24 protein-coding genes are annotated in these 22,102 nt (G+C 73.1%); 8 read left to right on the top strand and 16 right to left on the bottom strand.

Annotated features, from left to right (window positions below):
• Positions 1-31 precede the first annotated feature (31 nt).
• The 3 genes from AB0I42_RS18365 to AB0I42_RS18375 all read left to right on the top strand — a co-directional run bounded on the left by AB0I42_RS18365 (position 32) and on the right by AB0I42_RS18375 (position 3,001).
• The gene (locus tag AB0I42_RS18365) at positions 32-688 is read left to right on the top strand and encodes a response regulator transcription factor (RefSeq protein ID WP_357538706.1); all 657 of its coding nucleotides are present in this window, start codon (positions 32-34) and stop codon (positions 686-688) included.
• Positions 685-1,830 carry a HAMP domain-containing sensor histidine kinase gene (locus tag AB0I42_RS18370; protein ID WP_357538707.1) on the top strand — a complete coding sequence of 382 codons (1,146 nt, stop codon included), beginning with the start codon at positions 685-687 and terminating at the stop codon, positions 1,828-1,830. The genes AB0I42_RS18365 and AB0I42_RS18370 overlap by 4 nt, the downstream gene beginning before the upstream one ends.
• Positions 1,831-2,083: 253 nt before the next feature.
• Positions 2,084-3,001 (top strand): hypothetical protein, encoded by a 918-nt coding sequence (locus tag AB0I42_RS18375; protein ID WP_357538708.1) that lies wholly within the window; start codon positions 2,084-2,086, stop codon positions 2,999-3,001.
• A 109-nt stretch (positions 3,002-3,110) separates the two neighbouring features.
• Here AB0I42_RS18375 and AB0I42_RS18380 read toward each other — a convergent pair whose 3' ends face one another.
• The 4 genes from AB0I42_RS18380 to AB0I42_RS18395 all read right to left on the bottom strand — a co-directional run bounded on the left by AB0I42_RS18380 (position 3,111) and on the right by AB0I42_RS18395 (position 4,995).
• Positions 3,111-3,635 carry a nucleoside deaminase gene (locus tag AB0I42_RS18380; protein WP_357538800.1) on the bottom strand — a complete coding sequence of 175 codons (525 nt, stop codon included), beginning with the start codon at positions 3,633-3,635 and terminating at the stop codon, positions 3,111-3,113.
• Positions 3,636-3,697: 62 nt separating this feature from the next.
• Positions 3,698-4,225 (bottom strand): tRNA adenosine deaminase-associated protein, encoded by a 528-nt coding sequence (locus tag AB0I42_RS18385; RefSeq protein ID WP_357538709.1) that lies wholly within the window; start codon positions 4,223-4,225, stop codon positions 3,698-3,700.
• A 149-nt stretch (positions 4,226-4,374) separates the two neighbouring features.
• Positions 4,375-4,542: a hypothetical protein gene (locus AB0I42_RS18390; RefSeq protein WP_357538710.1), complete on the bottom strand. Its 168-nt coding sequence runs from the start codon at positions 4,540-4,542 to the stop codon at positions 4,375-4,377.
• Between the two features lie 114 nt (positions 4,543-4,656).
• Complete coding sequence (locus AB0I42_RS18395; protein WP_357538801.1) at positions 4,657-4,995, bottom strand: hypothetical protein; 339 nt, start codon at positions 4,993-4,995, stop codon at positions 4,657-4,659.
• 630 nt (positions 4,996-5,625) lie between these two features.
• Between AB0I42_RS18395 and AB0I42_RS18400 the strand changes: the two genes are divergently transcribed.
• A complete protein-coding gene (locus tag AB0I42_RS18400; RefSeq protein WP_357538711.1) occupies positions 5,626-6,396 on the top strand; it encodes a M23 family metallopeptidase in 771 nt (256 codons plus the stop codon).
• Between the two features lie 8 nt (positions 6,397-6,404).
• Here AB0I42_RS18400 and AB0I42_RS18405 read toward each other — a convergent pair whose 3' ends face one another.
• A complete protein-coding gene (locus AB0I42_RS18405; protein ID WP_357538712.1) occupies positions 6,405-7,601 on the bottom strand; it encodes a PQQ-binding-like beta-propeller repeat protein in 1,197 nt (398 codons plus the stop codon).
• A gap of 13 nt (positions 7,602-7,614) precedes the next feature.
• On the opposite strand from AB0I42_RS18405, the gene AB0I42_RS18410 reads away from it, so the two are divergent.
• The 4 genes from AB0I42_RS18410 to AB0I42_RS18425 all read left to right on the top strand — a co-directional run bounded on the left by AB0I42_RS18410 (position 7,615) and on the right by AB0I42_RS18425 (position 13,065).
• On the top strand, positions 7,615-8,715 hold the full coding sequence (locus tag AB0I42_RS18410; RefSeq protein ID WP_357538802.1) for a prephenate dehydrogenase/arogenate dehydrogenase family protein: 1,101 nt from the start codon (positions 7,615-7,617) through the stop codon (positions 8,713-8,715).
• Between the two features lie 49 nt (positions 8,716-8,764).
• On the top strand, positions 8,765-9,838 hold the full coding sequence (locus tag AB0I42_RS18415) for a PHP domain-containing protein (protein ID WP_357538713.1): 1,074 nt from the start codon (positions 8,765-8,767) through the stop codon (positions 9,836-9,838).
• Positions 9,839-9,901: 63 nt separating this feature from the next.
• Positions 9,902-11,572: a DUF885 domain-containing protein gene (locus AB0I42_RS18420; RefSeq protein ID WP_357538714.1), complete on the top strand. Its 1,671-nt coding sequence runs from the start codon at positions 9,902-9,904 to the stop codon at positions 11,570-11,572.
• Between the two features lie 200 nt (positions 11,573-11,772).
• Complete coding sequence (locus tag AB0I42_RS18425; RefSeq protein WP_357538715.1) at positions 11,773-13,065, top strand: glycosyltransferase; 1,293 nt, start codon at positions 11,773-11,775, stop codon at positions 13,063-13,065.
• Here AB0I42_RS18425 and AB0I42_RS18430 read toward each other — a convergent pair.
• The 11 genes from AB0I42_RS18430 to AB0I42_RS18480 form a co-directional block, all read right to left on the bottom strand.
• The gene (locus tag AB0I42_RS18430) at positions 13,043-14,509 is read right to left on the bottom strand and encodes a serine/threonine-protein kinase (RefSeq protein ID WP_357538716.1); all 1,467 of its coding nucleotides are present in this window, start codon (positions 14,507-14,509) and stop codon (positions 13,043-13,045) included. The genes AB0I42_RS18425 and AB0I42_RS18430 overlap by 23 nt on opposite strands.
• A gap of 207 nt (positions 14,510-14,716) precedes the next feature.
• A complete protein-coding gene (locus AB0I42_RS18435) occupies positions 14,717-15,346 on the bottom strand; it encodes an FMN reductase (RefSeq protein WP_357538717.1) in 630 nt (209 codons plus the stop codon).
• Complete coding sequence (locus tag AB0I42_RS18440; RefSeq protein WP_357538718.1) at positions 15,343-16,440, bottom strand: LLM class flavin-dependent oxidoreductase; 1,098 nt, start codon at positions 16,438-16,440, stop codon at positions 15,343-15,345. Before AB0I42_RS18440 ends, AB0I42_RS18435 begins: the two co-directional genes overlap by 4 nt.
• A gap of 133 nt (positions 16,441-16,573) precedes the next feature.
• Positions 16,574-17,311 (bottom strand): ABC transporter permease, encoded by a 738-nt coding sequence (locus tag AB0I42_RS18445; protein ID WP_357538719.1) that lies wholly within the window; start codon positions 17,309-17,311, stop codon positions 16,574-16,576.
• 10 nt (positions 17,312-17,321) lie between these two features.
• A complete protein-coding gene (locus AB0I42_RS18450; RefSeq protein WP_357538720.1) occupies positions 17,322-18,278 on the bottom strand; it encodes an ABC transporter ATP-binding protein in 957 nt (318 codons plus the stop codon).
• Positions 18,275-18,610: a transcriptional regulator gene (locus AB0I42_RS18455; protein WP_357538721.1), complete on the bottom strand. Its 336-nt coding sequence runs from the start codon at positions 18,608-18,610 to the stop codon at positions 18,275-18,277. The genes AB0I42_RS18450 and AB0I42_RS18455 overlap by 4 nt, the downstream gene beginning before the upstream one ends.
• Complete coding sequence (locus AB0I42_RS18460) at positions 18,607-19,296, bottom strand: transporter (RefSeq protein WP_357538722.1); 690 nt, start codon at positions 19,294-19,296, stop codon at positions 18,607-18,609. The genes AB0I42_RS18455 and AB0I42_RS18460 overlap by 4 nt, the downstream gene beginning before the upstream one ends.
• Positions 19,297-19,323: 27 nt before the next feature.
• Positions 19,324-19,725, bottom strand: coding sequence for a hypothetical protein (locus AB0I42_RS18465; RefSeq protein WP_357538723.1), 402 nt, complete (start codon positions 19,723-19,725; stop codon positions 19,324-19,326).
• 44 nt (positions 19,726-19,769) lie between these two features.
• Complete coding sequence (locus tag AB0I42_RS18470; protein WP_357538724.1) at positions 19,770-21,008, bottom strand: hypothetical protein; 1,239 nt, start codon at positions 21,006-21,008, stop codon at positions 19,770-19,772.
• A 157-nt stretch (positions 21,009-21,165) separates the two neighbouring features.
• A complete protein-coding gene (locus AB0I42_RS18475; protein ID WP_357538725.1) occupies positions 21,166-21,327 on the bottom strand; it encodes a hypothetical protein in 162 nt (53 codons plus the stop codon).
• A gap of 365 nt (positions 21,328-21,692) precedes the next feature.
• Complete coding sequence (locus tag AB0I42_RS18480; RefSeq protein WP_357538726.1) at positions 21,693-22,097, bottom strand: VOC family protein; 405 nt, start codon at positions 22,095-22,097, stop codon at positions 21,693-21,695.
• Positions 22,098-22,102: the final 5 nt, after the last annotated feature.

Consider the following 22,102-nt stretch of genomic DNA (forward strand, 5'->3'; position numbering starts at 1 on the left):
CGTCGTTCCCGGGCGCCGACAGGAGGGCCGGATGAGGGTGCTGGTGGTCGAGGACGAGAGCGTGCTCGCGGACGCGATCGCGGAGTGGTTGCGGCGGGAGGCGTTCGCCGTCGACGTCGCGTACGACGGCGGGGCCGCGCTGGACCGGCTCGGCGTGCACGCGTACGACGTGGTGGTGCTCGACCGGGACCTGCCGGTGGTGCACGGCGACGACGTGTGCCGCTCGATCGTCGACTCGGGCGGGCAGAGCCGTGTGCTGATGCTGACCGCGGCGGCGGCCGTCCGGGAACGGGTCGCCGGGCTGGCCCTCGGCGCCGACGACTACCTGCCGAAGCCGTTCGCGATGGTGGAGTTGTCGGCCCGGGTGCACGCCCTGACCAGACGCACCCGGCCGGCGGCCCCGCCCCGGCTCTCCCGGCGCGGGGTGCTGGTCGACCCGGCCCGCCGGGAGGTCTACCGGGACGGCCGGTACGTCGCGTTGAGCCGCAAGGAGTTCGCCGTGCTCGCCGAACTGCTGCGCGCCGACGGCGCGGTGGTGTCGGCCGAAGAACTGCTGGACCGGGCGTGGGACGAGCACATCGACCCGTTCACCAACGTCGTACGGGTCACCGTGATGAAGCTGCGCCGCAAGCTCGGCGACCCGCCGGTGATCGAGACGGTGCCCGGCGTCGGGTACCAGATCCCGTGAACCGGCTGACCATCCGGGCCCGGCTGACCCTGGTCTTCGGCGGATTGTTCTTCGTGGCCGGCGGCGTCCTGCTGGCCGTCAACTACGCGCTGGTCGCCGGCCGGTTGCAGCAGAACCGGCTGTCGTTGTGGATCGGCGGCTCCGGGGATACGTCGGGCCTCGACACGGCGGCGATCGGCGCGATGGTCGGCGACTATCAGCGGGTGGTCCGGGACAGCGCCCTCGACTCGCTGCTCACCCAGGGCGGGCTGGCGCTGGTCGCGGTGTCGGTGGTCGCGGTCGCGATCGGCTGGCTGGTCGCCGGCCGGGCGCTCCAGCCGCTCCAGGAGATCACCGGTACCGCCCGCCGGATCGCCGGGGCCGACGGTGCCGGCCGGGGCCTGCACGAGCGGATCGCGCTCGGCGGCCCGAAAGACGAGGTACGCGAACTCGCCGGCACCTTCAACGAGATGCTGGAACGGCTGAACCGCGCCTTCGACGGGCAGCGGCGGTTCGTGGCGAACGCGTCGCACGAGCTGCGTACGCCGCTGGCACTGAACCGGGCGCTGGTCGAACTGGCGATGACCCGGCCCGGGGCACCGGCCGAGGTACGCCAGCTCGGTGAGTCGCTGTTGACCGTCAACGAGCGGCACGAGCGGCTGATCGACGGGCTGCTCACCCTCGCCGACTCCGAGAACGAGGTGACCGACCGTACTCCGGTGGATCTTGCCGAGGTGGCCCGGCACGTGGCCGACCAGGTCGCCGGGCCGGCCGACGTACGCGTCGAACTGGACCTGGCGGCGGCACCCACGGCCGGCGACCCGGTGCTGCTCGAACGGCTGACCCAGAACCTGGTCGAGAACGCCGTACGGCACAACGTGCCGGAGGATGGCTGGCTGTCGGTCGAGACGGCGGTGGTGGACGGCCGGGCCACCCTGACCGTGTCGAACAGTGGCCCGACGGTCCCCGGGTACGAGGTGGAGAGCCTGTTCCAGCCGTTCCGCCGCCTGAACCGCGACCGGATCGGTGGTGGGCGCGGCTTCGGCCTGGGCCTGTCGATCGTCCGCGCGATAGCCCGTGCCCACAACGGCTCGGTGGAAGCCACCCCCCGCCCCCAGGGCGGCCTGACCGTAACCGTCTCCCTCCCTTCAAGATCCGCGTGATCAGGGACTAAGTCGGGCGTGTCGTCGGTGTGTCGGGGCTCGAACTCCCTGATCACGCGGATCTTGGCGGCGGGGCGGGCGGGGCGCGCCGGGCGGATCTTGCACGGTGGCCCGGGCGGGGGCGCGCTCCGCGCCCCGGCGGGCCATAGCAGAGTCGGGCCGGTTTTGAGGGCTGTCCACAGGTGGGTGGGTTGTCCACAGGCTGTCCACGGCGGCGGGCGGGCCGCTGCCGGATCCGTGATGCTTCGCCGGCATGACGACCAGTCACGAAACTGCGCTGCTGATCGCCGCCCGGCAGGAACGGCTGATCACGTCGGCCCAATGCCTACGAGCCGGACTCGCCCGGTCCGACGTCGCCCGGCTGCTCGCCACGAAACGCTGGCGCGGGATTTTCCGCGGCGTCCACCTCACCACGCCCGGCACCGTCTCGGAGCGCCAGCGAATCCGGGCCGGGCTGCTCGCCCTGGGGCCGGCTGCCGTCGCCGTGCTGAACAGCGCCGCCACCGTCCATGGCTGGCCGGTCGTGCCGGCGGATCCGACGGTGCAGGTGTCGGTGCCGGCGGACCGGCGGCGGCTGGACCAGCCCGGGCTCACCACTCGACAACTGGTCGTCAACGCCGCCGACCTGACGACAGTGGCCGGGATGCGGGTGACGACTCCGGCGCGTACCGCCGCCGACCTGCTGCTCCGGCTGCCGCGACCGGAGGCGGTGGCGATGCTCGACGCCGCGCTCGGGGCCGGGGCACTGACGGACCTGGACCTGGAGGTCGCCCGGATGTTGATCTACGGCAATCGTGGGGCGGTGCGCGCCCGCCGCTCGATCGGGGACGCCGACGGTCGGGCGCAGTCCCCGCTCGAGTCACGGATCCGGCTCATCTGCGTCGACGGCGGCGTGCCACCGGAGCGGCTCCAGTTCCCGGTGTACGACGAGTTCGGCGTACTGCGGGCGTTGGCGGATCTCGCCTGGCCGAGCCGGGGTGTGTTGGCCGAGGCAGATGGTCGGGCACCCCACAGCACACCGGAAGCCCTGCTCCACGACCGCAGGCGACAGAATCTCCTGCTGACGCGGGGCTTCGTCGTCCTCCGGTTCACCTGGGCCGACACGAGACGGCCGAGCTACGTCGTACGGACGGTTCGGGAGGCCCTGGAAGCCAGCCCAAGATCCGCGTGATCAGGGAGTTTGAGTCGCGGCACGCCGGCGACACGCGCGATTTAATCCCTGATCACGCGGATCTTGGTCCCTGATCGCACGGATCCTACGGGGGTCGGGGGAAGCGGAGTCAGCGGAAGAAGGTGCGGAGCAGGGTGACGCACTCTGGTTCCAGGACGCCGGCGTAGACCGTGGGACGGTGGTTGAGGCGGCGGTCGCGGACCACGTCCCAGAGCGAACCGACCGCACCCGTCTTCGGCTCCCAGGCCCCGAAGACCACTGTGGATACCCGAGCCAGTACCAGCGCGCCCGCGCACATCGTGCACGGTTCCAGCGTCACCACCAGGGTGCAGCCGTCGAGCCGCCAGGCCCCGACGCGGGCGGCGGCCCGGCGCAGCGCGAGCACCTCGGCATGCGCGGTCGGGTCGCCGGTGAGTTCCCGTTCGTTGCGCCCGACGGCGAGTTCGGTGCCGTCCGGCCCGTAGACGACGGCACCGACCGGCACGTCGGCGGCCACGTCGCCGGTACGCACCGCGACCGACCGGGCGGGATCGCCGGCCGCCACCTCAGCGGCACGCCCCGCGACCGACCGGGTGGGGTCGTCCATGGGAACGGGGTCCGGGCTGGTGACGGCGACCGCCAAGGCGCGGCGCATCCATGCCTCGTGACGTTCCCGCCGGCCGCCGAGGGACCACGGGGGCGGGCCGCCGGGGTCGGTCACGCTTCGCGTAGCTCCTCGACCTCGTCGCCGCACCCGATCGCCTGGCACACCTCGGCGGTCACGTCGGCGGGGAGCATGCCCTCGTGGGCGCAGAGCACCAGCAGCCGCGGTGCCGGCACCCCCAGGTCGGTCAGCAGGTCGGCGTCGCCCACGGGGTCGGCGTCGGGATCGGTCGCGGGCTGGTCGGATCCGGTCGTGGACGAGGTGGCGCCGCCGCCGGTCAGCACGTCGTCGAACTCCATCGTCGGCGCCTTGAGGTCGCCGACGAGCAGCGCGCCGAGCCGGGACTCCTCGGCGAAGGTCGAGTCCGAGCCGAATATCCGCAGGTCTTCCCCGGCGTCGAGGCGCAGGATGGCGAGATAGGTGTCGTCGGCCTCGACGAAGAGCAGTGAGATGTCGGCGTCCGGGTCGATGTCGCGCAGCCGTTCCGCGACCTCCTCTATGTCGGATGCGCCGTTGAGGTCCAGTTCCGCGGCGGCCCATCCGGCCGAGCCACGCGTGACGGCAGCAGCGAAGTACGCCACGGTCCCCCCAATTGCCTTGCGGCCAGCGTGCCGCAGATACCGCCGACTTGTTCGTTACGCGTGACGGTAACCGGTCGGGTCGGCGGGTGACCGGACAACGCTCCGAGAGAGGGAGCGGAACAGACCAGAAGTTTGCCGGGAGGTCCCGGTCAGTTGGCGAGCCGGCGACGGGTGGCGATCAGCTCACGCAGTCGATCTCCGCGTACCTGACGGGGAAGCTCGCGCTCGCGTACCGCTTTTGCACCGGCGAGCTCGGCAAGGAGCTGAAGCCGGCGGCGGCTGCGGTCGGGGTCGAGCCGCTGCACAGTCCAGGCCATGTCGCGAGCGTGCCGACTGAGCGCCGACTAGTCAAGGCCGGTAGCGCTGCGCATGCACGTCGATACACAGCGCCCATGATCACTCACGGTCCGAGCATGCCCAGGCGCACTGAGTCACCAGAGCGGCCAGTTGGACGTGCCGGCCCAGCGGAGCGCGACGAGGGTGGTCGTGATCCCCCATCCGACCGCCACGGCGACCGCCAGCCCGGCGGCGACTCCCCGGTCGCCGTGCCGGGCCAGCACGGCGGCGACCAGCCAGGCGACCGCACCCGCGATGATCGTCCACCAGCCGAGTCCACGCAGGTCACCGGCGAGCAACGCGAACATCGCCAGCCAGACGGCACCGGCACCGAGGCCGGCCGCCAGCTGCCCGGGCCGGACCTGGTGGGGCTCGCGGTAGGTCGGCCGGGGCGGCGTCCGAGAGGGGAACAACCCCGACGGCGTACGCCCCACGCCGGGCGTCTGCCACCTGTCGGGCGGCGGCGCGAACCCGGCCGGGACCGGTGACTGCGGTGGTGGGGCGAATCCGGGTGCGGCCGGCGGGTGCGGCCGGGCGCCGAACCCGGGCGGGTAGGGCCGGGCACCGAACCCGGCGGGCACGGGCTGGCCGGGTCGCGCGGGGTGTCCGGTCGTACCGGCCGGCCCGAACCCACCGGGCCGGCCGGGCGGTGCGACCGCGGGACCGGGCGGGGGTGCGCTGAACCCGGGCGGGCTGAAGCCCGGCGGAACGGGGAACGTGGGCCGGGCCGGCGAGAGCGGCCGTGCTGCCGACGGGGTGGCGGGCGACACCGGGGAGGTGTCGGCGACCAGCGGGCCGGGCCCGGGGACATCGCCCGGCGCGGGCGCTGGCGCCGCGCTCACCGGCGGCTCCGTTCTGTCGGCGCCACCGGCCGCGCGCTCCGGCTCGGGTGGGACGCTCGCCGCCGGCCGGCCCGCCGCGTCCTCGTCTGGCCGGGACTGCTCCGCCGTCACCGTCGCTCCTTCGCTCGCGGCTACGCCTTCCGCCGCAGCGTACCCGGCTGGCCACACTCCGGCCCGGGGTCACGCGCGGCTGGCGGGGCGCGCCTCTGCCAGGATGGCCGGATGTCTTGGCGACATCGAGAACCGTGGAAGGCGACCAGCGGCGGGCGGCGGGCGTACCCGGTGGTGTTCCTGCTCGTGGCCGGGCTCGGCGCGGGGTGCGGGGCGCCGCCGGCCGGACCGGACGCCGACCGGCCGAACTGGCGGGCGAACGGCGGCGCCACCGGCACCACGCCGCCCACGGCCGGAAGTCCCCCGGCGGCCGGCCCGACCACTGCCGGCCCGACCACTGCCGGCGCGACCGCGTCGCCGGACGGGGGCCGGCGCTACTTCTTCCCGGTCGGCGGAAGCAACGTCGCCTACCACCCGACCCACTCGGCGTACCCGGCGACCGACATCTTCGCCGACTGCGGCACGCCGGTCGTGGCGGTGACCGACGGGGTGGTGCTCGAGGTCAGCCGCTCGGACACGTACGACCGGCGGAAGCCCGACGGGCCGCTCAACGGCGGACTGTTCGTGTCGTTGCTCGGCGACGACGGGGTGCGCTACTACGGCTCGCACCTGGTCGAGGTGGCCACCGGGATCGACGCCGGGGTACGGGTCACCGCCGGCCAGCGGGTCGGCTCGGTCGGCCGGACCGGCAACGCCAACAACGTCTGCCACCTGCACTTCGGTATCTCGCCGCCGTGCGCCGGCACCGGCGACTGGTGGGTACGCCGGGGCGTGGTGTGGCCGGCGCCGTACCTCGACGCGTGGCGGAAGAAGCGGGACTCGGTGCCGGCCGACAAGGTGGCGGGCTGGCAGCGGGAGAGGGGCTGCGCCCGTACGCCCTGAGCCGGCGATCAGCCGAACTGGGCGAGCCGCTGCCGGGCGGTGCCGTTGATCTGGGTGAACGCGCCGCCGGCCACCATCTTGCGTAGCCCGGGGTTGGCGGCCATGGCGTGCACGCCGCTGATCCCGTTGCCGTCCGCCGTCCAGGGCAGCAGGGTGCCGTCGGCCTCGGCGGCGGCGGCGAGTTTGACCCGCCGGTCCGAACCGTCGACGCAGGAGCCCTGGTTGCCGGTCACCGGGGAGCGGCAGACCTTGTCGAAGTGGCCGCCGAGGTAGACGGTGCCGTCGAGGACGGTGACCGCCTGTGGGTCGCCGTCCTGGGTGAGCGTCCAGCGGGTGTTGCCGGTGGGGTCGTAGGCGACGATCCGCCCGCCGGGTCCGCCGTGGGCCGCGTACACGCCGCGCGGGCCGGCCGCTATCGCGTGGGTGACGTAGCTGGCCCGGGGCCGGAAGCCGGTGTCGAGCGCGCCGCTCGCCGGGTCGAGGGCGGCGATCCGGGCGGTTCCGGCGGCGCCGTTGACGCGGTGGAAGCTGCCGCCGGCGTAGATCCGGCCGCTGGCGGCGACGACGGTCCGGACGGTGGCGTCGGCACCCGCCGACCAGCCGGCCAGCAGTGCGCCGGTGCCGAGGTCGAAGGCGGCGAGCCGGACTCGGGGTATGCCGTTCACGGAGGTGAAGGTGCCACCTACGTAGAGGCGGCCGTTGGCGGCGGCGAGCGCGTACGGCTGCCCGGTGAGGCGGTGCCGGAACGTGCCGTGCGGTGCTCCGGTCGTGGCGTCGAGCCGGCCGAGGCCGTCGCGGTCGGCGCCGGCCAGCCTGGTGAAGGCGCCGCCGACGTAGACCGATCCGCCGGCGACGGCGATGGCGCGTACCTGGTCGTCGGCGGGCGGCGCCCAGTCGAGCAGGGCGCCGGTGCGGGCGTCGACGGCGGCGAGGCGGCTGCGGGCGACCGTCTTGCCGCCGGCCGTGGCGGCGGTGAAGTCGCCGCCGACGTAGAGGGTGTTTCCGGCGTACGCGGTGGCCAAGACCGTGCCGTTGAAGGTCGGCAGCCGCTCCGGGGTGCCGCTGACGGCGGCGACGGCGGGAAGCGGGGCGGCGGCTACGGCGGGGAGCGGGGCGGCGGCTACGAGCGCGGCGGCGGTGCCGGCCGTCAGCGCCCAGCGCCGGATCCGGTGGACAGATTCACGAACTGTGTCCGGAAAAATCACTGAATCACGGTAACTGCGCAGGTCGCCGGCTGCCACGACCCGGCCGGCGGGTCGCCGGGGTCCGGGCCGGCACCGCGCGACCGCCGCCGCGTGTGCGAGAGTCAGCCGCGTGGATGTTGCGGTGATCGGGCTCGGTCTCATCGGCGGTTCGGTGCTGCGGGCGCTCTCGGCCGCCGGCCACCGGGTGCTCGGCTACGACGCCGATCCGGCGACCCGGGCCACCGCCCGCACCGCCGCCGCGAAGGCACCGGCCGCCGCCCGCTGGCAGGTCACCGCGACCGTACGCGACGCGGTGGCGCGCGCCGACCTGGCCGTGGTCGCCGTACCGCTGCCGGCCGTGGCCGGCGTCCTCGACCAGCTCGCCGACGCCGGGTTCAGCGGCCTCGTCACCGACGTGACCTCGGTCAAGGGTCCGGTGCACCGGCTCGTCGGGGAGCGCCTGCACCGGCTGCACGACCGGCTCGCCGGCTTCGTCGGCGGCCATCCGATGGCCGGCCGCGAGACGTCCGGGTTCGCCGCCGCCGACCCGGAACTGTTCGCCGGCTGCTCGTGGGTGCTCTGCCTGGAGCCCGGGGTCACCGCGCTGTCCGACTGGCTGGAACTCGCCGTACTGGTGACCGGGCTGGGAGCACGGGTGGTGCCGGCCATCCCGGACGAGCACGACCGGGCGGTGGCGGCCGTGAGCCACGTACCGCATCTGCTCGCCGCGGCGCTCGCCGCGACCGCGGCCACCGACCCGCTCGCCGGCACCCTCGCCGCCGGCTCGTTCCGCGACGGGACACGGGTCGCCGCGACCCGGCCGGAGCTGGTCGCGGCGATGTGCGGCGGCAACGCCCCGGCGGTCGGGCCGGCGCTTTCCGCCGTACTCGCCGAACTGGCCGGCGCCCGGAGTGCGCTGGACGCCGACGACCCGATCGCGGCCCTGCGGACCTGGCTGACGCCGGGTTGTACGGCCCGTACCGCGTGGCCGCCGGTCCCCGGCAAGCCGCTGGAGCTGCCGGCCCGGGTCGAGACGCTCGTCCGACTCGGTCGCGCCGGCGGCTGGGTGACCGCCGTCGCCGACGACCGCCGTACGGTGACCGGCGTCCGCCCCGCACCGGTGGATCCGGACTGACCGGCCGCGGGGGCGTGGGAACCGGGGAACGGGGGTTACCTTGACGGGTATGGGTGTGCGGGATGCCGTCGAGGATCTGCGCCGGATCGCGTTCCTGCTCGAACGGGCCAACGAGGCCACCTACCGGGTACGGGCGTTCCGGTCGGCCGCCGCCGCGCTCGCCGCCCTGTCCCCCGCCGACCTGGCCGGCCGGGCGGAGGCGGGAACGCTGACCGAGCTGTCCGGTGTCGGCGAGGTGACCGCCCGGTGCGTCACCGAGTCACTGCGCGGCGAGGAACCGGTCTACCTGCGCCGGCTGCTGGCGACCGAGGGAGCCGACCTGGACGAGGCGGCCGCGGCGCTGCGGGCGGCGCTGCGCGGCGACTGCCACACCCACTCCGACTGGTCCGACGGCGGCTCGCCGATCGAGGAGATGGCGCTGGCCGCCGCCGAACTCGGGCACGAATACCTGGTGCTCACCGACCACTCGCCGAAGCTGACCGTGGCCCGGGGACTGACCGCCGCCCGGCTGCGCAAGCAGCTCGACCACGTGGCGGCGATCAACGCCGCGCTGCCGGCGGGCTTCCGGATCCTGACCGGCATCGAGGTCGACATCCTCGCCGACGGCTCCCTGGACCAGGACGAGGAACTGCTCGCCCGGCTCGACGTGGTGGTCGGGTCGGTGCACAGCGGACTGCGCGACGACCGGGCCCGGATGACCCGCCGGATGCTGACCGCCATCGCCAACCCGCACCTGGACATCCTCGGCCACTGCACCGGGCGGATGGTCGCCGGCCGGCCCGCCGGGGTGACCGGGCCCGGCGACCGTGGCCACCGGGCCCGGACCAGGCCACCGAGCGACTTCGACGCCGACGCCGTCTTCGCCGCCTGCGCCGAATATGGCAAGGCCGTCGAGATCAACTCCCGGCCGGAGCGGCAGGACCCACCGAAACGGCTGCTCCGGCTGGCGGTCGAGGCCGGCTGCCTCTTCGCCATCGACACCGACGCGCACGCCCCGGGGCAGCTCGACTGGCAGCGTTTCGGCTGTGAACGGGCGGCACTGTGCGGCGTACCGGCGGAGCGGGTGGTGAACACCTGGCCGGCCGGCGAACTCGTCGACTGGGCGGCGACGCACGGCGCCTGACCAGGCGGGCCACCGACGATAACGGCGGGTGGCCGGGGCCACCGGTCCCGTAGGGTCGCAGGCGTGGGAAGAATTGATGACCTCGCGAACCGCTACGTCGACGAGTGGGCACCACTGCACCCGTGTGAAGCCACCTACGTCGGGTTGAAGGGCCACGACCACCGGCTCGACGACCTGTCCCCCGACGGCTTCGCGGCGCAGGCCGAGCTGACCCGGCGTACGCTCACCGAGCTCGACGTCACCGAGCCGGAGACCGAGTCCGAGCGGGTCGCCAAGGAGGCCATGCAGGAACGCCTCGGCCTGGAACTGGCCCGGTACGACGCCGGCGAGGTGACCAGCGAGATCAACGTGATCAGCAGCGGCCTGCACAACATCCGGCAGGTCTTCGACCTGATGCCGACGCAGGGCGAGGATGCGGTGGCGAACATCGCCGCCCGGCTGAACCAGTTTCCGACCGCGTTGGAGCAGTACAAGACGACGCTGCGGGCCGCCGCCGACGCCGGGCACGTCGGCGCCCGGGCCCAGATGATCGAGGTCGCCAAGCAGTGCGCCACCTGGACCGACCCGTCCGGTGACAACTTCTTCCACGGGCTCACCGACCGGCTGTCGGCCGACGCCACACTCTCCGCCGAACTGGCCCGGGGCGCCGCCGCGGCCACCGCCGCCACCGCCGAGTTCGGCCGGTTCCTGCGTACGGAGCTGGCGCCGCGGGGGCGCAAGACCCAGGCCGCCGGGCGGGAGCGCTACGAACTCGCCTCGCAGTACTTCCTCGGGGCGAAGGTCGACCTCGACGAGACGTACGCCTGGGGTTTCGAGGAACTGGCCCGGCTGGAGAACGAGATGCGGGCCCTGGCCGCCCGCATCGTCCGGCCCGGCGCGAGCATCGACGAGGCGGTCGACGCGCTCGACGCCGACCCGGCCCGCACTATCGCCGGCAAGGAGGCGTTCCGCGACTGGATGCAGGCGCTGGCCGACAAGGCGGTCGCCGAACTGCACGGCACCCACTTCGACATCCCGGAGCAGGTCCGCCGGATCGAATGCTGCCTCGCGCCGACCAGTGACGGCGGCATCTACTACACCGGCCCCAGCGAGGACTTCTCCCGCCCGGGGCGGATGTGGTGGGCGGTTCCGGCCGGCGTCACCGAGTTCTCCACCTGGCGTGAGGTGACCACCGTCTACCACGAGGGTGTTCCCGGCCACCACCTCCAGGTCGGCCAGACCCAGGTCCGGGCCGAACTACTCAACCGCTGGCAGCGCCTGCTGTGCTGGTGTTCCGGGCACGGCGAGGGCTGGGCGCTGTATTCCGAGCGGCTGATGGAGGACCTCGGCTATCTCGACGACCCGGGCGACAAGCTGGGCATGCTCGACGCGCAGGCGTTGCGCGCCGCCCGGGTGATCGTCGACATCGGCATGCACCTGGAGCTGGAGATCCCGCGCGACAACCCGTTCGGCTTCCACCCGGGGCAGCGGTGGACCCCGGAGCTGGGCTGGGAGTTCATGCGTGGCCACTGCCGGGTCGCCGACGAGTTCCTGCGCTTCGAACTCCACCGCTACCTCGGGTGGCCGGGCCAGGCGCCGGCGTACAAGGTCGGCGAGCGGATCTGGTTGCAGGCCCGCGACGAGGCCCGTACCCGTAAGGGTGCCGACTTCGACCTGAAGGAGTTCCACCGGCAGGCGCTCGACCTCGGTCCGCTCGGCCTTGACCCGCTGCGGAAGGCGCTCGCCCGCCTCTAGCCGCGTAACCATCACCGGGTGTCCACCCGTTGTTCTGATAACGGGTGGGCATCCAGCACTTTCCGGCAGGTTTCGGGATTCAGGGTCAGGTCAGGGACCTCCCCCTTGAACCGAGGGACGTCCGGCGGCAGGCTCTCCTGGCAAGTGCAACGGGGCAGCCACACCGGCCGTCCCGCACCTGACTCTGCCGGAAGGCGGCCATGCGCGTACCGACCCGCGGCCCCACGGTCGCGCCCCCGTCCACGCACCCGACCGTCGCGCGCTCGACCCTACGGGTGGCACACTTTTCCGACACCTACCTGCCCCGCCGGGACGGAATCATAACCTCCCTGCGCACCCTGACCGGCGCGCTGGGCGGGGCCGGCCACGAGTGCCTGACCGTGGTGCCCGGGCACCGGCGGCAGCCGGCGCAGCCGGACGTACTCGCCCTTCCGGCGGTACCGTGCGGGGTCGCCGACCTGCGGCTGCTGCCGTGGCCGACGCTGCGTCAGGTGCGCCGGATCGAGGCGTGGCAGCCGGACCTGGTGCACGTGCACACCCCGGGATCGGTCGGCCTGCTCGGCGTACTGACCGCGCGCCGGCTCGGCCTTCCGGTGGTGCACACCTACCACACCGACCTCCAGGCGTACGTCGACGCGTACCGGATCCCGACCGCGGCGATCCGGATGATCGCGACGCTCTACACCCGACGGTTGGGGCTGCCCGCCGTGCCCGTTCCGGCCGGCGGTTACGACGACGACCGGCGGGGACACGTCCAGACGGTCAACGCGCTGCTGATGGGCGATGCCGACGCGGTGGTCGTGCCGACCGCGGCCGCCCTCGACCGGACCGACCTGCCGGTGCCGGCGCACCGCCTCTTCGTGGTGCCGTCGGCCGTGCCGAAGCGGGCGGTCGGCGCGCACCGGGCCGCCGCGTTCCGGGCCACGTGCGGCCTCGGCGAAGCCGACCGGATGGTCCTGTTCGTCGGGCGGGTCAACCGCGAGAAGGGCATCGACCTGCTGCTGCCCGCGTTCGCGAAGGTGGTCGCCAGTGAGCCGCGGGCCCGCCTGGTGCTGGTCGGCGCGGTCTACGAGCAGCGGTGGCTGCGCCGGCTGATCGACGCGTCCGGGGTCGGCGACCGGGTGGTGGTGACCGGCCAACTGCCCGCCGACCAGGTCACCGCCGCATGCGCCACGGCCGAGGTGTTCGCGTTCCCGTCCAGCACCGACACGCAGGGGCTGGTGCTCCAGGAGGCGGCGCTCGCCGGCGTACCCAGTGTCATCGTCGACGCCGACCTGCACCGCGCCGGCGCACTCGGCGACGCCGCGGTGCTCGCCGATCCCACCCCGGACGGGCTGGCGGCCGCCGTCACCCGGCTGCTGCGCGATCCGGCGCTGGCCCGCCGTACGGCCGACCTGGCCCGGACCCGCGCGCTGCGGCACACCCCGCAGCGGTACGGGGCGGCGATGCTCGACGTCTACCGCGACGCGATCACGGCCCACCGCTCCGGGTGATCCCGGCCGCCTCGGTGTCCCCGCCGCCACCGGTCGGCTGCGCGGTCGGCGGCGGCGTGGGGGCGCTGGTCGGCGGCGGAGTCGGCGCGCTGGTCGCGGGCGGCGTCGGTTCCGGGCTCGGTTCCTCCGCCGTGGGCTCCGGCGACGCGGACGGTGAGGCGCTGGCGGTCGGCGCGGGTCCGGTCGAGGTCGGTGCCGATCCGCCGGTGCGGCCGGACGAGGGTTCCGTCTCGCCGGACGGCTCCGCCGTGTCGGACGAGGTGGGGCTGGGTGTTGCCGTCGGGGTCGGTCCCTCGGCCGGTGGCGTGGCCGTGTCCGGGGCGAAGGCGAGCACCCCGACCAGCACGCCACCGGCGAGCAGGACAGCGGCGGCGACTCCGAGCAGGGTTCGCCGTCGGCGGTCGCCGCCGGGCGGGCCGCCCGCCGCCGGGACCGGGACCGGCTCCTGGTCGGTGAGGGTGCTCGGTCCGGCCGCCCGCACCGGTACGGCCGCGGCGGCGATCGGCGCGGTGCGTTCGCCGGAGTCCGGGTCGGCGTCGACGGCTGCCATGGCGGCGGTGGCGGCCGGCAGCGCCGCGGTGGCGGTGGGCGTCGGTGCCGCGGTGCCGTCACCGATCGTCGCCGCCACCTGTTCGGCGGCTTCGGCGAACTCGGCGGCGGTCGGGAACCGGTCGGCAGGGTCCTTCGCGAGCGCCTTCTCGACGAGGGCGGCCACCGGCGCCGGCACGTCGGCGGGCAGCGGCGGCGGGTCCTCGTGCAGGTGGCTGACCGCGACCTGGAGCGGGTTGTCGCCGTCGAACGGCGGACGGCCGGCGAGCAGGTGGTAGGCGACCGCACCGAGCGCGTAGATGTCGGTGGCGCCGGACACCGGCTTGCTGGTCGCCTGTTCCGGCGCCATGTAGAGGGCGGTGCCGAGTACGGCGTTGGTGCCGGTCATCGCCGTCATGGCGGTCGACCGGGCCACCCCGAAGTCGACCAGGGTCACCGTGCCGTCGCCGTGGACGAGCAGGTTGCCGGGCTTGACGTCCCGGTGGACGATGCCGGCGGCGTGTGCCGCGTCGAGGGCGCGGGCCGCCTGCACGACGACCGACAGCGTCTCGCCGACACCGAGCCGGCCGACCTCGGTGAGGCGTACGGACAGTGACTGGCCGTCGACGTATTCCATGACCAGGTAGGGCGCCCGCCCGCCGGACGGGATCTCGGCCTCGCCGAAGTCGTAGACGGCGACGACGCCCCGGTGCTGGAGGGCGGCCAACATCCGCGCCTCGGCCCGGAACCGGGCGTCGAAGCCGGGGTCGGACAGCAGCGCGGGAAGCAGCACCTTGACCGCGACGGTACGGGCCAGGAGGACGTCGGTGGCACGCCAGACGTCGCCCATCCCGCCGGTGGCGAGATGGGCGTCGAGCCGGTAGCGCTGGTCGAGGACCACTCCGGGGGCCAACACGTCTTGCTCCTACCCAACCGGTCGTCCGGTTACTCGATGCGGTGCGCTGCCCGAGGTACCCGGCAACGTTACCCACCGCATGGCGGGACGACCGGCTGCGTCACATCAGCCGGCCTACCAGGAGCGACGGCCGGCCTCCCGGCAGCGACCGACCACCGGCCCGGGTGACCGGTGTCACATCGACGCCGGCCACCCGTCGGCTCGTGGTCACCGGCCGCCGAGCAGTTGCTCGAACGGTGTCGGCTCGGCGAACGGGTCCACCTTCCGCGGCGCGTCCCGCCGTTCGAGCTGGACGGCGAGTTCGGCCGCCGCCCGGTCGACCCGGCCGGCCAGGGTGCCGGCGCCGCCCCTGGCGCCCGCGTCCGTGCCGGCGCCGAAGTCCTCGGTGGCCGCGAAGACCCCGGTGGGAACGACGACGGCCCGCAGGTAGGTGAACAGTGGCCGCAGGGCGTGCTCCAGCGCCAGTGAGTGGCGGGCGGTGCCCCCGGTGGCCGCGATCAGCACCGGCATGCCGACCAGCGCCTCGGCGTCGAGCACGTCGAAGAACGACTTGAACAGCCCGCTGTACGACGCGTTGAAGATCGGTGACACCGCGATCAGCCCGTCGGCGTGGACGACCGTGTCCAGCGCCCGCCCGAGGTCCGGGGACGGGAAGCCGGTCAGCATGTTGTCGACCAGGGCGTGGGCGTGGTCGCGCAGCTCGACGTGGCGCACGTCGAGCGACGTACCGGTCGGCAGCGCGCGCCCGGTGGCGGCGGCGAGCTGGTCGGCCAGCAGCCGGGTCGACGACGGCTGGCGCAGCCCGGCGGAGACCACGGCGAGGGTGCGGCCGCTCATCGCCCGGCTCCCGCCGCTGCCGCGACCCGGGCCGCCTTCAGCGCGGCGTGGGTGGGCGCGTCCGGCACGTGGGCCGGCCGCCGCGCGGCGAACTCCTTGCGCAGCACCGGTACGACCTCCTCACCGAGGATGTCCAACTGCTCCAGCACGGTCTTCAGCGGCAGCCCGGCGTGGTCCATCAGGAAGAGCTGGCGCTGGTAGTCGCCGACGTCCTCACGGAAGGTCAGGGTGCGGTCGATCACCTGCTGCGGGCTGCCGACGGTCAGCGGGGTCTGGGCCGAGAAGTCCTCCAGCGACGGCCCGTGGCCGTAGACGGGGGCGTTGTCGAAGTACGGCCGGAACTCCTTGACGGCGTCCTGCGAGTTCTTGCGCATGAACACCTGCCCGCCGAGGCCGACGACGGCCCGGTCGGCGGGGCCGTGCCCGTAGTGCTCGAACCGCCGGCGGTAGAGCTGCACCATCTGCTTCGTGTGCTCCATGGGCCAGAAGATGTTGTTGTGGAAGAAGCCGTCGCCGTAGTACGCGGCCTGCTCGGCGATCTCGGGGCTGCGGATCGAGCCGTGCCAGACGAACGGCGGCACCCCGTCGAGTGGCCTGGGCGTGGCCGTGAAGGACTGCAACGGGGTGCGGTGCCGGCCCTCCCAGTCGACGACGTCCTCGCGCCACAGCTTGTGCAGCAGGGCGTAGTTCTCGATCGCCAGCGGGATGCCGGCCCGGATGTCCTTGCCGAACCACGGGTAGACCGGCCCGGTGTTGCCGCGCCCGAGCATCAGGTCGACGCGCCCGTCGGCGAGGTGCTGGAGCATCGCGTAGTCTTCGGCGATCTTGACCGGGTCGTTGGTGGTGATCAGTGTCGTGGCGGTGGACAGGATGATCCGCTCCGTACGCGCCGCGAGGTAGCCCAGCATCGTCGTGGGCGACGAGGGGACGAACGGCGGGTTGTGGTGCTCGCCGGTGGCGAAGACGTCGAGCCCCACCTCTTCGGCCTTGAGCGCGATCCTGACCATGGCCTTGATCCGCTCGTGCTCCGACGGCGTGGTGCCGTTGGTGGGGTCGGTGGTGACGTCTCCCACGGTGAAGATCCCGAACTGCATGTCGACTTCCCGCCTCAATCTCGTTCAAGTTTGAACTACCCGCTTGAACCTGACCTGGCGGCGGGCTATTCCCGCCCCCCGCGGTATAGCCGTAGTAGCCCGGGACACACCCTTGATCACGTGACCGGGCGGATCAACTGAAGCGGCGGCCCTCGTCGCGGCGGTAACCCCAGGCGGCCAGCGCCCCCATCGCCGCCGTCCAGGCCACCAACGCGATCATCGAGGTGGTGCTGACCGGGAAGTCGCCGACCGCGGCCCACATCAGCTCGACCGCGCCCCGGCTGGGCAGGTACGGCGCGATCGTCTCGATGAAGCCGGGCGCATTGCCCGGCGCCGAGAGCAGACCACCGCCGAACGCCATCGGGAAGAACACGATCTGGGCGACGGCGAGCGCGGCCTTGCTCGGCAGCCCGTACCCGATCGCGAGCCCCATCAGCGTGAACGGAACGGCGATCACCAGAATCGCGCCGAGCCCGGCCAGGAACCCGCCCACCGTGACCGTCGCCTCGGTGCCGATCGCCGCGATCAACACGACGGGGATCAGCGAGACGAACGTCATGATCAGGCCGGCGATGATCCGTCCGGCGAAGCGCGGGACCGGCCCGACCGGCAGGCTCCGGGTGTACGGGTCCCACGGATGCGCCCGGTCCTCGGCCACCCCGACGCCGTACTGGAAGAGGTTGCTGACCATGACCGCGAAGGTGACCATCGACGCGGTGGCGAAGGTGGCACCGACCGGGTCGTCACCGGCGAACGGGACCACGAAGAAGAGCATCGACGCGGCCGGGAAGAACGCGCTGCCGATCACCGCCACCGGGACCCGGACGGTCTCCAGGAGCTGGTAGCGGGCGTGCACGAGCGTGAGTGACACGACGGTCTCCTTATCGGTCGGCGCCGGCCACGGCGCGCTTCGGCCCGGTCCCGACGGGTCCGCCGTCGACCTCGCCCGGCACACCACCGTCGACTGCCGGGCCGCCGTCACCGGTGAGGGCCAGGAACGCCTCCTCCAGCGACGTCGGGCGGACCTCCAGGTCGCTGAAGTCGCCCCCGCCGGTGACCAGCGCCCGGACGACGGCGTCGGAATCGGCGGTCAGGACATGGGTACGGCCGTCGACGTGCTTCACCCCGACCACGCCCGGCAGCGGCGGCAGCTCGCCGACGGTCAGGCTGACCCGCCGTACGCCGACCATGCCCCGGACGGCGGCGACGGTGTCGTCGGCGAGCACCCGGCCGCCGCCGAGCACCACGACCCGCTGCGCCAGTTCCTCGATCTCCTCCAGGTAGTGACTGCTCAGCAACACGGCGCCGCCCTCGACGTGGAAAGAGCGGATGCCGTCCCACAGCGCGCGCCGGGCCTGTACGTCGAGACCGGTCGTCGGTTCGTCGAGCAGCACGACACGCGGGCGGCCGACGAAGGCCAGCGCCACCGCGAGCCGCCGTTTCTGGCCGCCGGACAGCCCACCGGTCTGCCGTTTGGCGAGGTCGGTGAGGCCGAACCGGTCGAGCAGTTCGTCGCGGCGGATCGGGTCGGGATAGTGGGCGGCCACGAAGTCGACGACCTCGCGTACCCGCAGGGTCGGTGGCAGTCCGGTCTCCTGCGGGGTGACGCCGAGATGGCGCCGGCTGGCCGGGTCGCGTGGATCTCCGCCGCAGAGTTCGACGCGGCCACCGGTGGGCCGGCGAAGCCCGGTCAGCAGGTTGATCAGCGTGCTCTTGCCGGCGCCGTTCGGGCCGAGCAGGCCGACCAGTTCGCCGGCGCGGATCTCCATGGACACCCGATCGAGGGCCCGCACCGTCTGGTACCGCCGGCTCACCTCGACCGCTCTGGCCAGGGTCATACTTCCTCCCGCTGCTGGTCGTGGCGGTTTGTCGGGTCGATCAGGGCGCGTACGGCCGCCGTGTACTCGTCGAAGGCCAACCGGCCGCGCCGGCTGAGGCAGATCAGGGTCGTCGGCGTACGCCCGTGGTGGGTCTTGGTGACGTCGACGTAGCCGGCGTCCTCGAGCTTGCGCAGGTGCACGGAGAGGTTGCCGGCGGTCATCACGAGGATGTCCTGGAGCCTGGGAAAGGCGACCCGGTCGCCGTCCGGCAGGGTGGACAGCGCGGCCACGACCCGGAGCCGGGCCTGGGCGTGGATAACCGGGTCGAGTTCGGGCAGGGGACCGCTCACCCGGATGCCCCCACGCCGTCCGGTTCGTGGCCACGGGTGGCGCGGACGGCCGCGCGGTGCAGGAGCCAGCCGGTGACGAGCATCCCGCCGCCGCCGGCCAGCGCCGTGACCAGGGAGTGCCAGCCCGGCCCGGCGATCACCCCGACGATGTTGCTGCCCGAGATCCAGGCCCCGAGCACGAAAAGGTTGCGGTCCAGCCACACCGCCCCACCCGCGAGGTAGAGGACGCCGGTGAGCGCGACCGGCGCCGCCGACCAGGCCAGCGTCCTCAGATCCGGAGGCAGGGCCGGGGTGACCCGGGCGAGGGTGGCGAAGAGACCGGCGAACCCGATGAACCAGGCGTAGCCGTACCACGCGCCACGCCGGGCGGATTCGCCGGAGATCTGGCTGTAGGTGCGGGAACTGGTCACGGCGGTGAACACGGTGACCGCGATCATGGCCACGGCCAGCACCGCCAGCGGCAGCCAGTCGGGCATGGCGACGAAGGTCCGCCCGCCCGGGCCGTATCGGAGGAAGAACAGCCCGAAGACGATCAGCCAGGCCAGCCCCCACGGCCAGTGGTAGAGCCGGGGATCGGGGCTGAACTGGCGGATCGCCTCGGCCCGCTGGCGCTCGATCAGCCGCAGCGCCGCCACCGGGTCGGGTGGCGGCGCGTCGCGCAAGTCATCGACAAACTCATCCCGCATGTAAACGACTTTAAACCACAAACTTGTTTACGGCGAGTTCGGATCCAGCTCCAGTGCTGCGTAGACCGCTTTCCGCAGGGCGAGGTACTGCTCCCGGACCCGCTCGCCGACCTGCGGAGGCCGCGCCATGGCCCAAGGCTCCTGCACGGTTTCCGTGGCGAAGAATTGTTCGAGGGTCAGGTCCACCTCCAGCCCGGGGCCGAACCGGTTCCAGTGGTGATAGCCCTGCCGGGAGCCGTCGGGGTAGTGCACCTCCGCCGTCAGCAGATCGCCGCCGAGCAGGTCGTTCAGCACAAGAGCGGTGGAACCGCACTGACCACGGGCCGCATTCTCCGGCGACCAGTTGGCGGCGTCGGCCGGGTCACAGGACTCCACCGACCACGACGCTCGGACGACACGTTCGATCTCTTCGAGGGTTCGCGCGGGCATGGGCCGCATGCTGCCAGCGACCACCGACAGTCCGGCCGGACCGCTCAGCCGTACGGCTGGTCGACCACCCGCACGTCGGCCAGCTCACCGGTCGGCGCCCACACCTCGTACACGCCCCGCTCGAAGCACTGGGCACCGAGCCTCGCCACCGCGTCCGCGTCCGGCCGGCAGAGCCGGACCCGGGTCCACTGCTCCTCACGCAGCAACACCAGGACCACGGCACCGCGCCAGGTCGCGTACGTCGTACGCCGGGCCAGGCTCTCCACCGCGTATCGGGCCGCCCGGGTCATCGCCAGCACCCGGAACTCGTCGGGCGGGTCGGCGACCGCCTCGTGCTCGTGCCCCTGGTAGATGCCCACCAGCCTGGTCGACCGGGCCGCCTCGCCGGTCGAGACGTACTCCTGGTCGGGCGACACCCCCGGAATCGCCGCCAGCAGGTGCCGCCAGCGCGAGCCGACCATCCGCAGCCAACCCCGCTGCTCCGGCTGGTAGCTGAAGAGCGTCACCTCGGCCCCGTCCGGGGTGTAGGCGAGCAGGGTGGCGTTGGCGGTGAGCGGCAGGTCGGCGAAGTCCGCGGTGACGTACTCCGGAATCAGGTGCCGGCCACTCGGCGCGAAGCCGGTGCCGGACATCGGCGGCCCGACCCGGTCCCGGGGCGGCATCCCGACCAGGCCGGGATGGACCGGCACCGCGTAGTCGCCGGGGCCGATCGCCCGCCACCGCAGCACGTACGCCGCCTCGGTCTGGTCGGTCGCCCCGCCGCCGTCGGTGCGCAGCAACGCCAGGTCGGTCGGAGTGCGCAGGTGCGCCACGTCGTACTCGCGGTAGCAGAAGCCGTGCGGCTGCCAGCCGCGCAGATAGCCGGCGAGCTGACTCTCCGAAAGCACCTTGATCATCCGGGTGCCCCGCCGAATCGTCGCCGAGCGCCGGATGGCGGCCAGCAACAGGTCGTCCCGGTGGCTCGCCGACTGACTGCGGCGGTGCACCTCCTCCCACCCCACCGCCCGGCTGACCGGCATCGTCAGCGGAAACTCCCGGTCGCCGGCCCGCGCCGTCGGCAGCGGCCCCTGGACGTCGACGATCTCCGAGGCGTGCACGAAGCGATGGAAAGGGTAAGGTGCGTCGGGCCGGTGATCGGCGAGAAACCCGCCCTGCGGCGCAGTGCTGAACAGTTCGTAGGCCGCGCCGTGGGCGATCTCCTCCGCCGGGTGGACCCGGCCGTCGAAGGTAACCCGCAGGCCGGCCGGCGGCGAGGTCGCCGGGTCACGGGTCGCGGAGGTCACCGGCTCACCGTCCACCCGCCAGGTGCCAATCCGGTGAACATTCGCTTGACCTGCGCATACGTTCCGGTATCGACAGGAGCGAGGACCGCCGAAAACGGACCGGACCGCCCGCCGGCCCGAAGGCCGGCGGACGGTCCAGTTATCTGGTAGCCGTGGTTCAGCCGAGGGCCGAGGCCAGCTCCCCGGCGAGGGCGAGCCGGGCCACCTCACCCTTCAGCGCCAGCTGCGCGGCCTCACCCTTCAGCGCCAGCTGCGCGGCCTCGCCCTTGAACGCCAGCTGGGTGGCCTCGCCCCGGTTGATCAGCTCGCCAACGGTCATGGTGACTCCTTCGCTCGATCCTCCCGGATGGGCCGGGATGGCCGGCCTACCCGGTCATTGGAGGGAATCTAAACACGTTGATCACGCGCGGTGGTACGCCGAATCACACTGCGTCTGATTGGACTTACCGCTTGAGATCGGCTGCTAACAAGGCATCATCGGCCAGATCCCGATATGGGCTGCAAACGATCACTGGGCCGGCAGCGGGATGGATTGGCCACCCCTCGAGATCGGGTCTTCCCGGTATGTTGCGGACGTGGCGGATCTTCCCGGTGGCGCGTACGAGCATGTGGTCACCCACGAACTCGCGGCACGACTGTCGAAGTTGGACGCTGACCTGGTTCGGCGCGAGGCGCTCGATCCGGTCACGACGGTAGGACGGTCACCATCCAGAGGTGGCCGTCCGGGTCGGCGAACGAACCGGTGTAGCCCCACGGCTGCGTCTGGGGCGCGGTGACGATCCGCGCGCCCGCCTCCCGCGCCCGTTCGACGAAGTTGTCGGCCTCGGCGCGCGTTTCGAGGTCAACGCCGACGATGCACTCACTCTGCCCGGGGACCGCGACCTGGTTGTCTCCGATCACCCAGCCGAATCCGCCGGTCGGGATGAGCATGATCCGCAGCCCCTCGTTGAGGGTGAACTGCAACGGCTCCGGAAATCCGTCTTCGGCTATCTCACCGAAGGGTTCCAGACCGAGCCCGTCGCGGTAGAACCGGTATGAGACGCCGCGGTCTGCGATCGGCAGGCTGACGACGACGGGCGAGAACTTCACCGTGG

Source organism: Polymorphospora sp. NPDC050346 (assembly GCF_040655695.1).
GTDB lineage: Bacteria > Actinomycetota > Actinomycetes > Mycobacteriales > Micromonosporaceae > Polymorphospora > Polymorphospora lycopeni.

Bases quoted from the DNA above. Each gene is read 5' to 3' on its own strand.
- AB0I42_RS18365 (WP_357538706.1), top strand. From the start codon at position 32: ATGAGGGTGCTGGTGGTCGAGGACGAGAGCGTGCTCGCGGACGCGATC.
- AB0I42_RS18375 (WP_357538708.1), top strand. From the start codon at position 2,084: ATGACGACCAGTCACGAAACTGCGCTGCTGATCGCCGCCCGGCAGGAA.
- AB0I42_RS18380 (WP_357538800.1), bottom strand. From the start codon at position 3,635: ATGCGCCGCGCCTTGGCGGTCGCCGTCACCAGCCCGGACCCCGTTCCC.
- AB0I42_RS18390 (WP_357538710.1), bottom strand. From the start codon at position 4,542: ATGGCCTGGACTGTGCAGCGGCTCGACCCCGACCGCAGCCGCCGCCGG.
- AB0I42_RS18400 (WP_357538711.1), top strand. From the start codon at position 5,626: ATGTCTTGGCGACATCGAGAACCGTGGAAGGCGACCAGCGGCGGGCGG.
- AB0I42_RS18415 (WP_357538713.1), top strand. From the start codon at position 8,765: ATGGGTGTGCGGGATGCCGTCGAGGATCTGCGCCGGATCGCGTTCCTG.
- AB0I42_RS18425 (WP_357538715.1), top strand. From the start codon at position 11,773: ATGCGCGTACCGACCCGCGGCCCCACGGTCGCGCCCCCGTCCACGCAC.
- AB0I42_RS18435 (WP_357538717.1), bottom strand. From the start codon at position 15,346: ATGAGCGGCCGCACCCTCGCCGTGGTCTCCGCCGGGCTGCGCCAGCCG.
- AB0I42_RS18440 (WP_357538718.1), bottom strand. From the start codon at position 16,440: ATGCAGTTCGGGATCTTCACCGTGGGAGACGTCACCACCGACCCCACC.
- AB0I42_RS18450 (WP_357538720.1), bottom strand. From the start codon at position 18,278: ATGACCCTGGCCAGAGCGGTCGAGGTGAGCCGGCGGTACCAGACGGTG.
- AB0I42_RS18460 (WP_357538722.1), bottom strand. From the start codon at position 19,296: ATGCGGGATGAGTTTGTCGATGACTTGCGCGACGCGCCGCCACCCGAC.
- AB0I42_RS18465 (WP_357538723.1), bottom strand. From the start codon at position 19,725: ATGCCCGCGCGAACCCTCGAAGAGATCGAACGTGTCGTCCGAGCGTCG.
- AB0I42_RS18475 (WP_357538725.1), bottom strand. From the start codon at position 21,327: ATGACCGTTGGCGAGCTGATCAACCGGGGCGAGGCCACCCAGCTGGCG.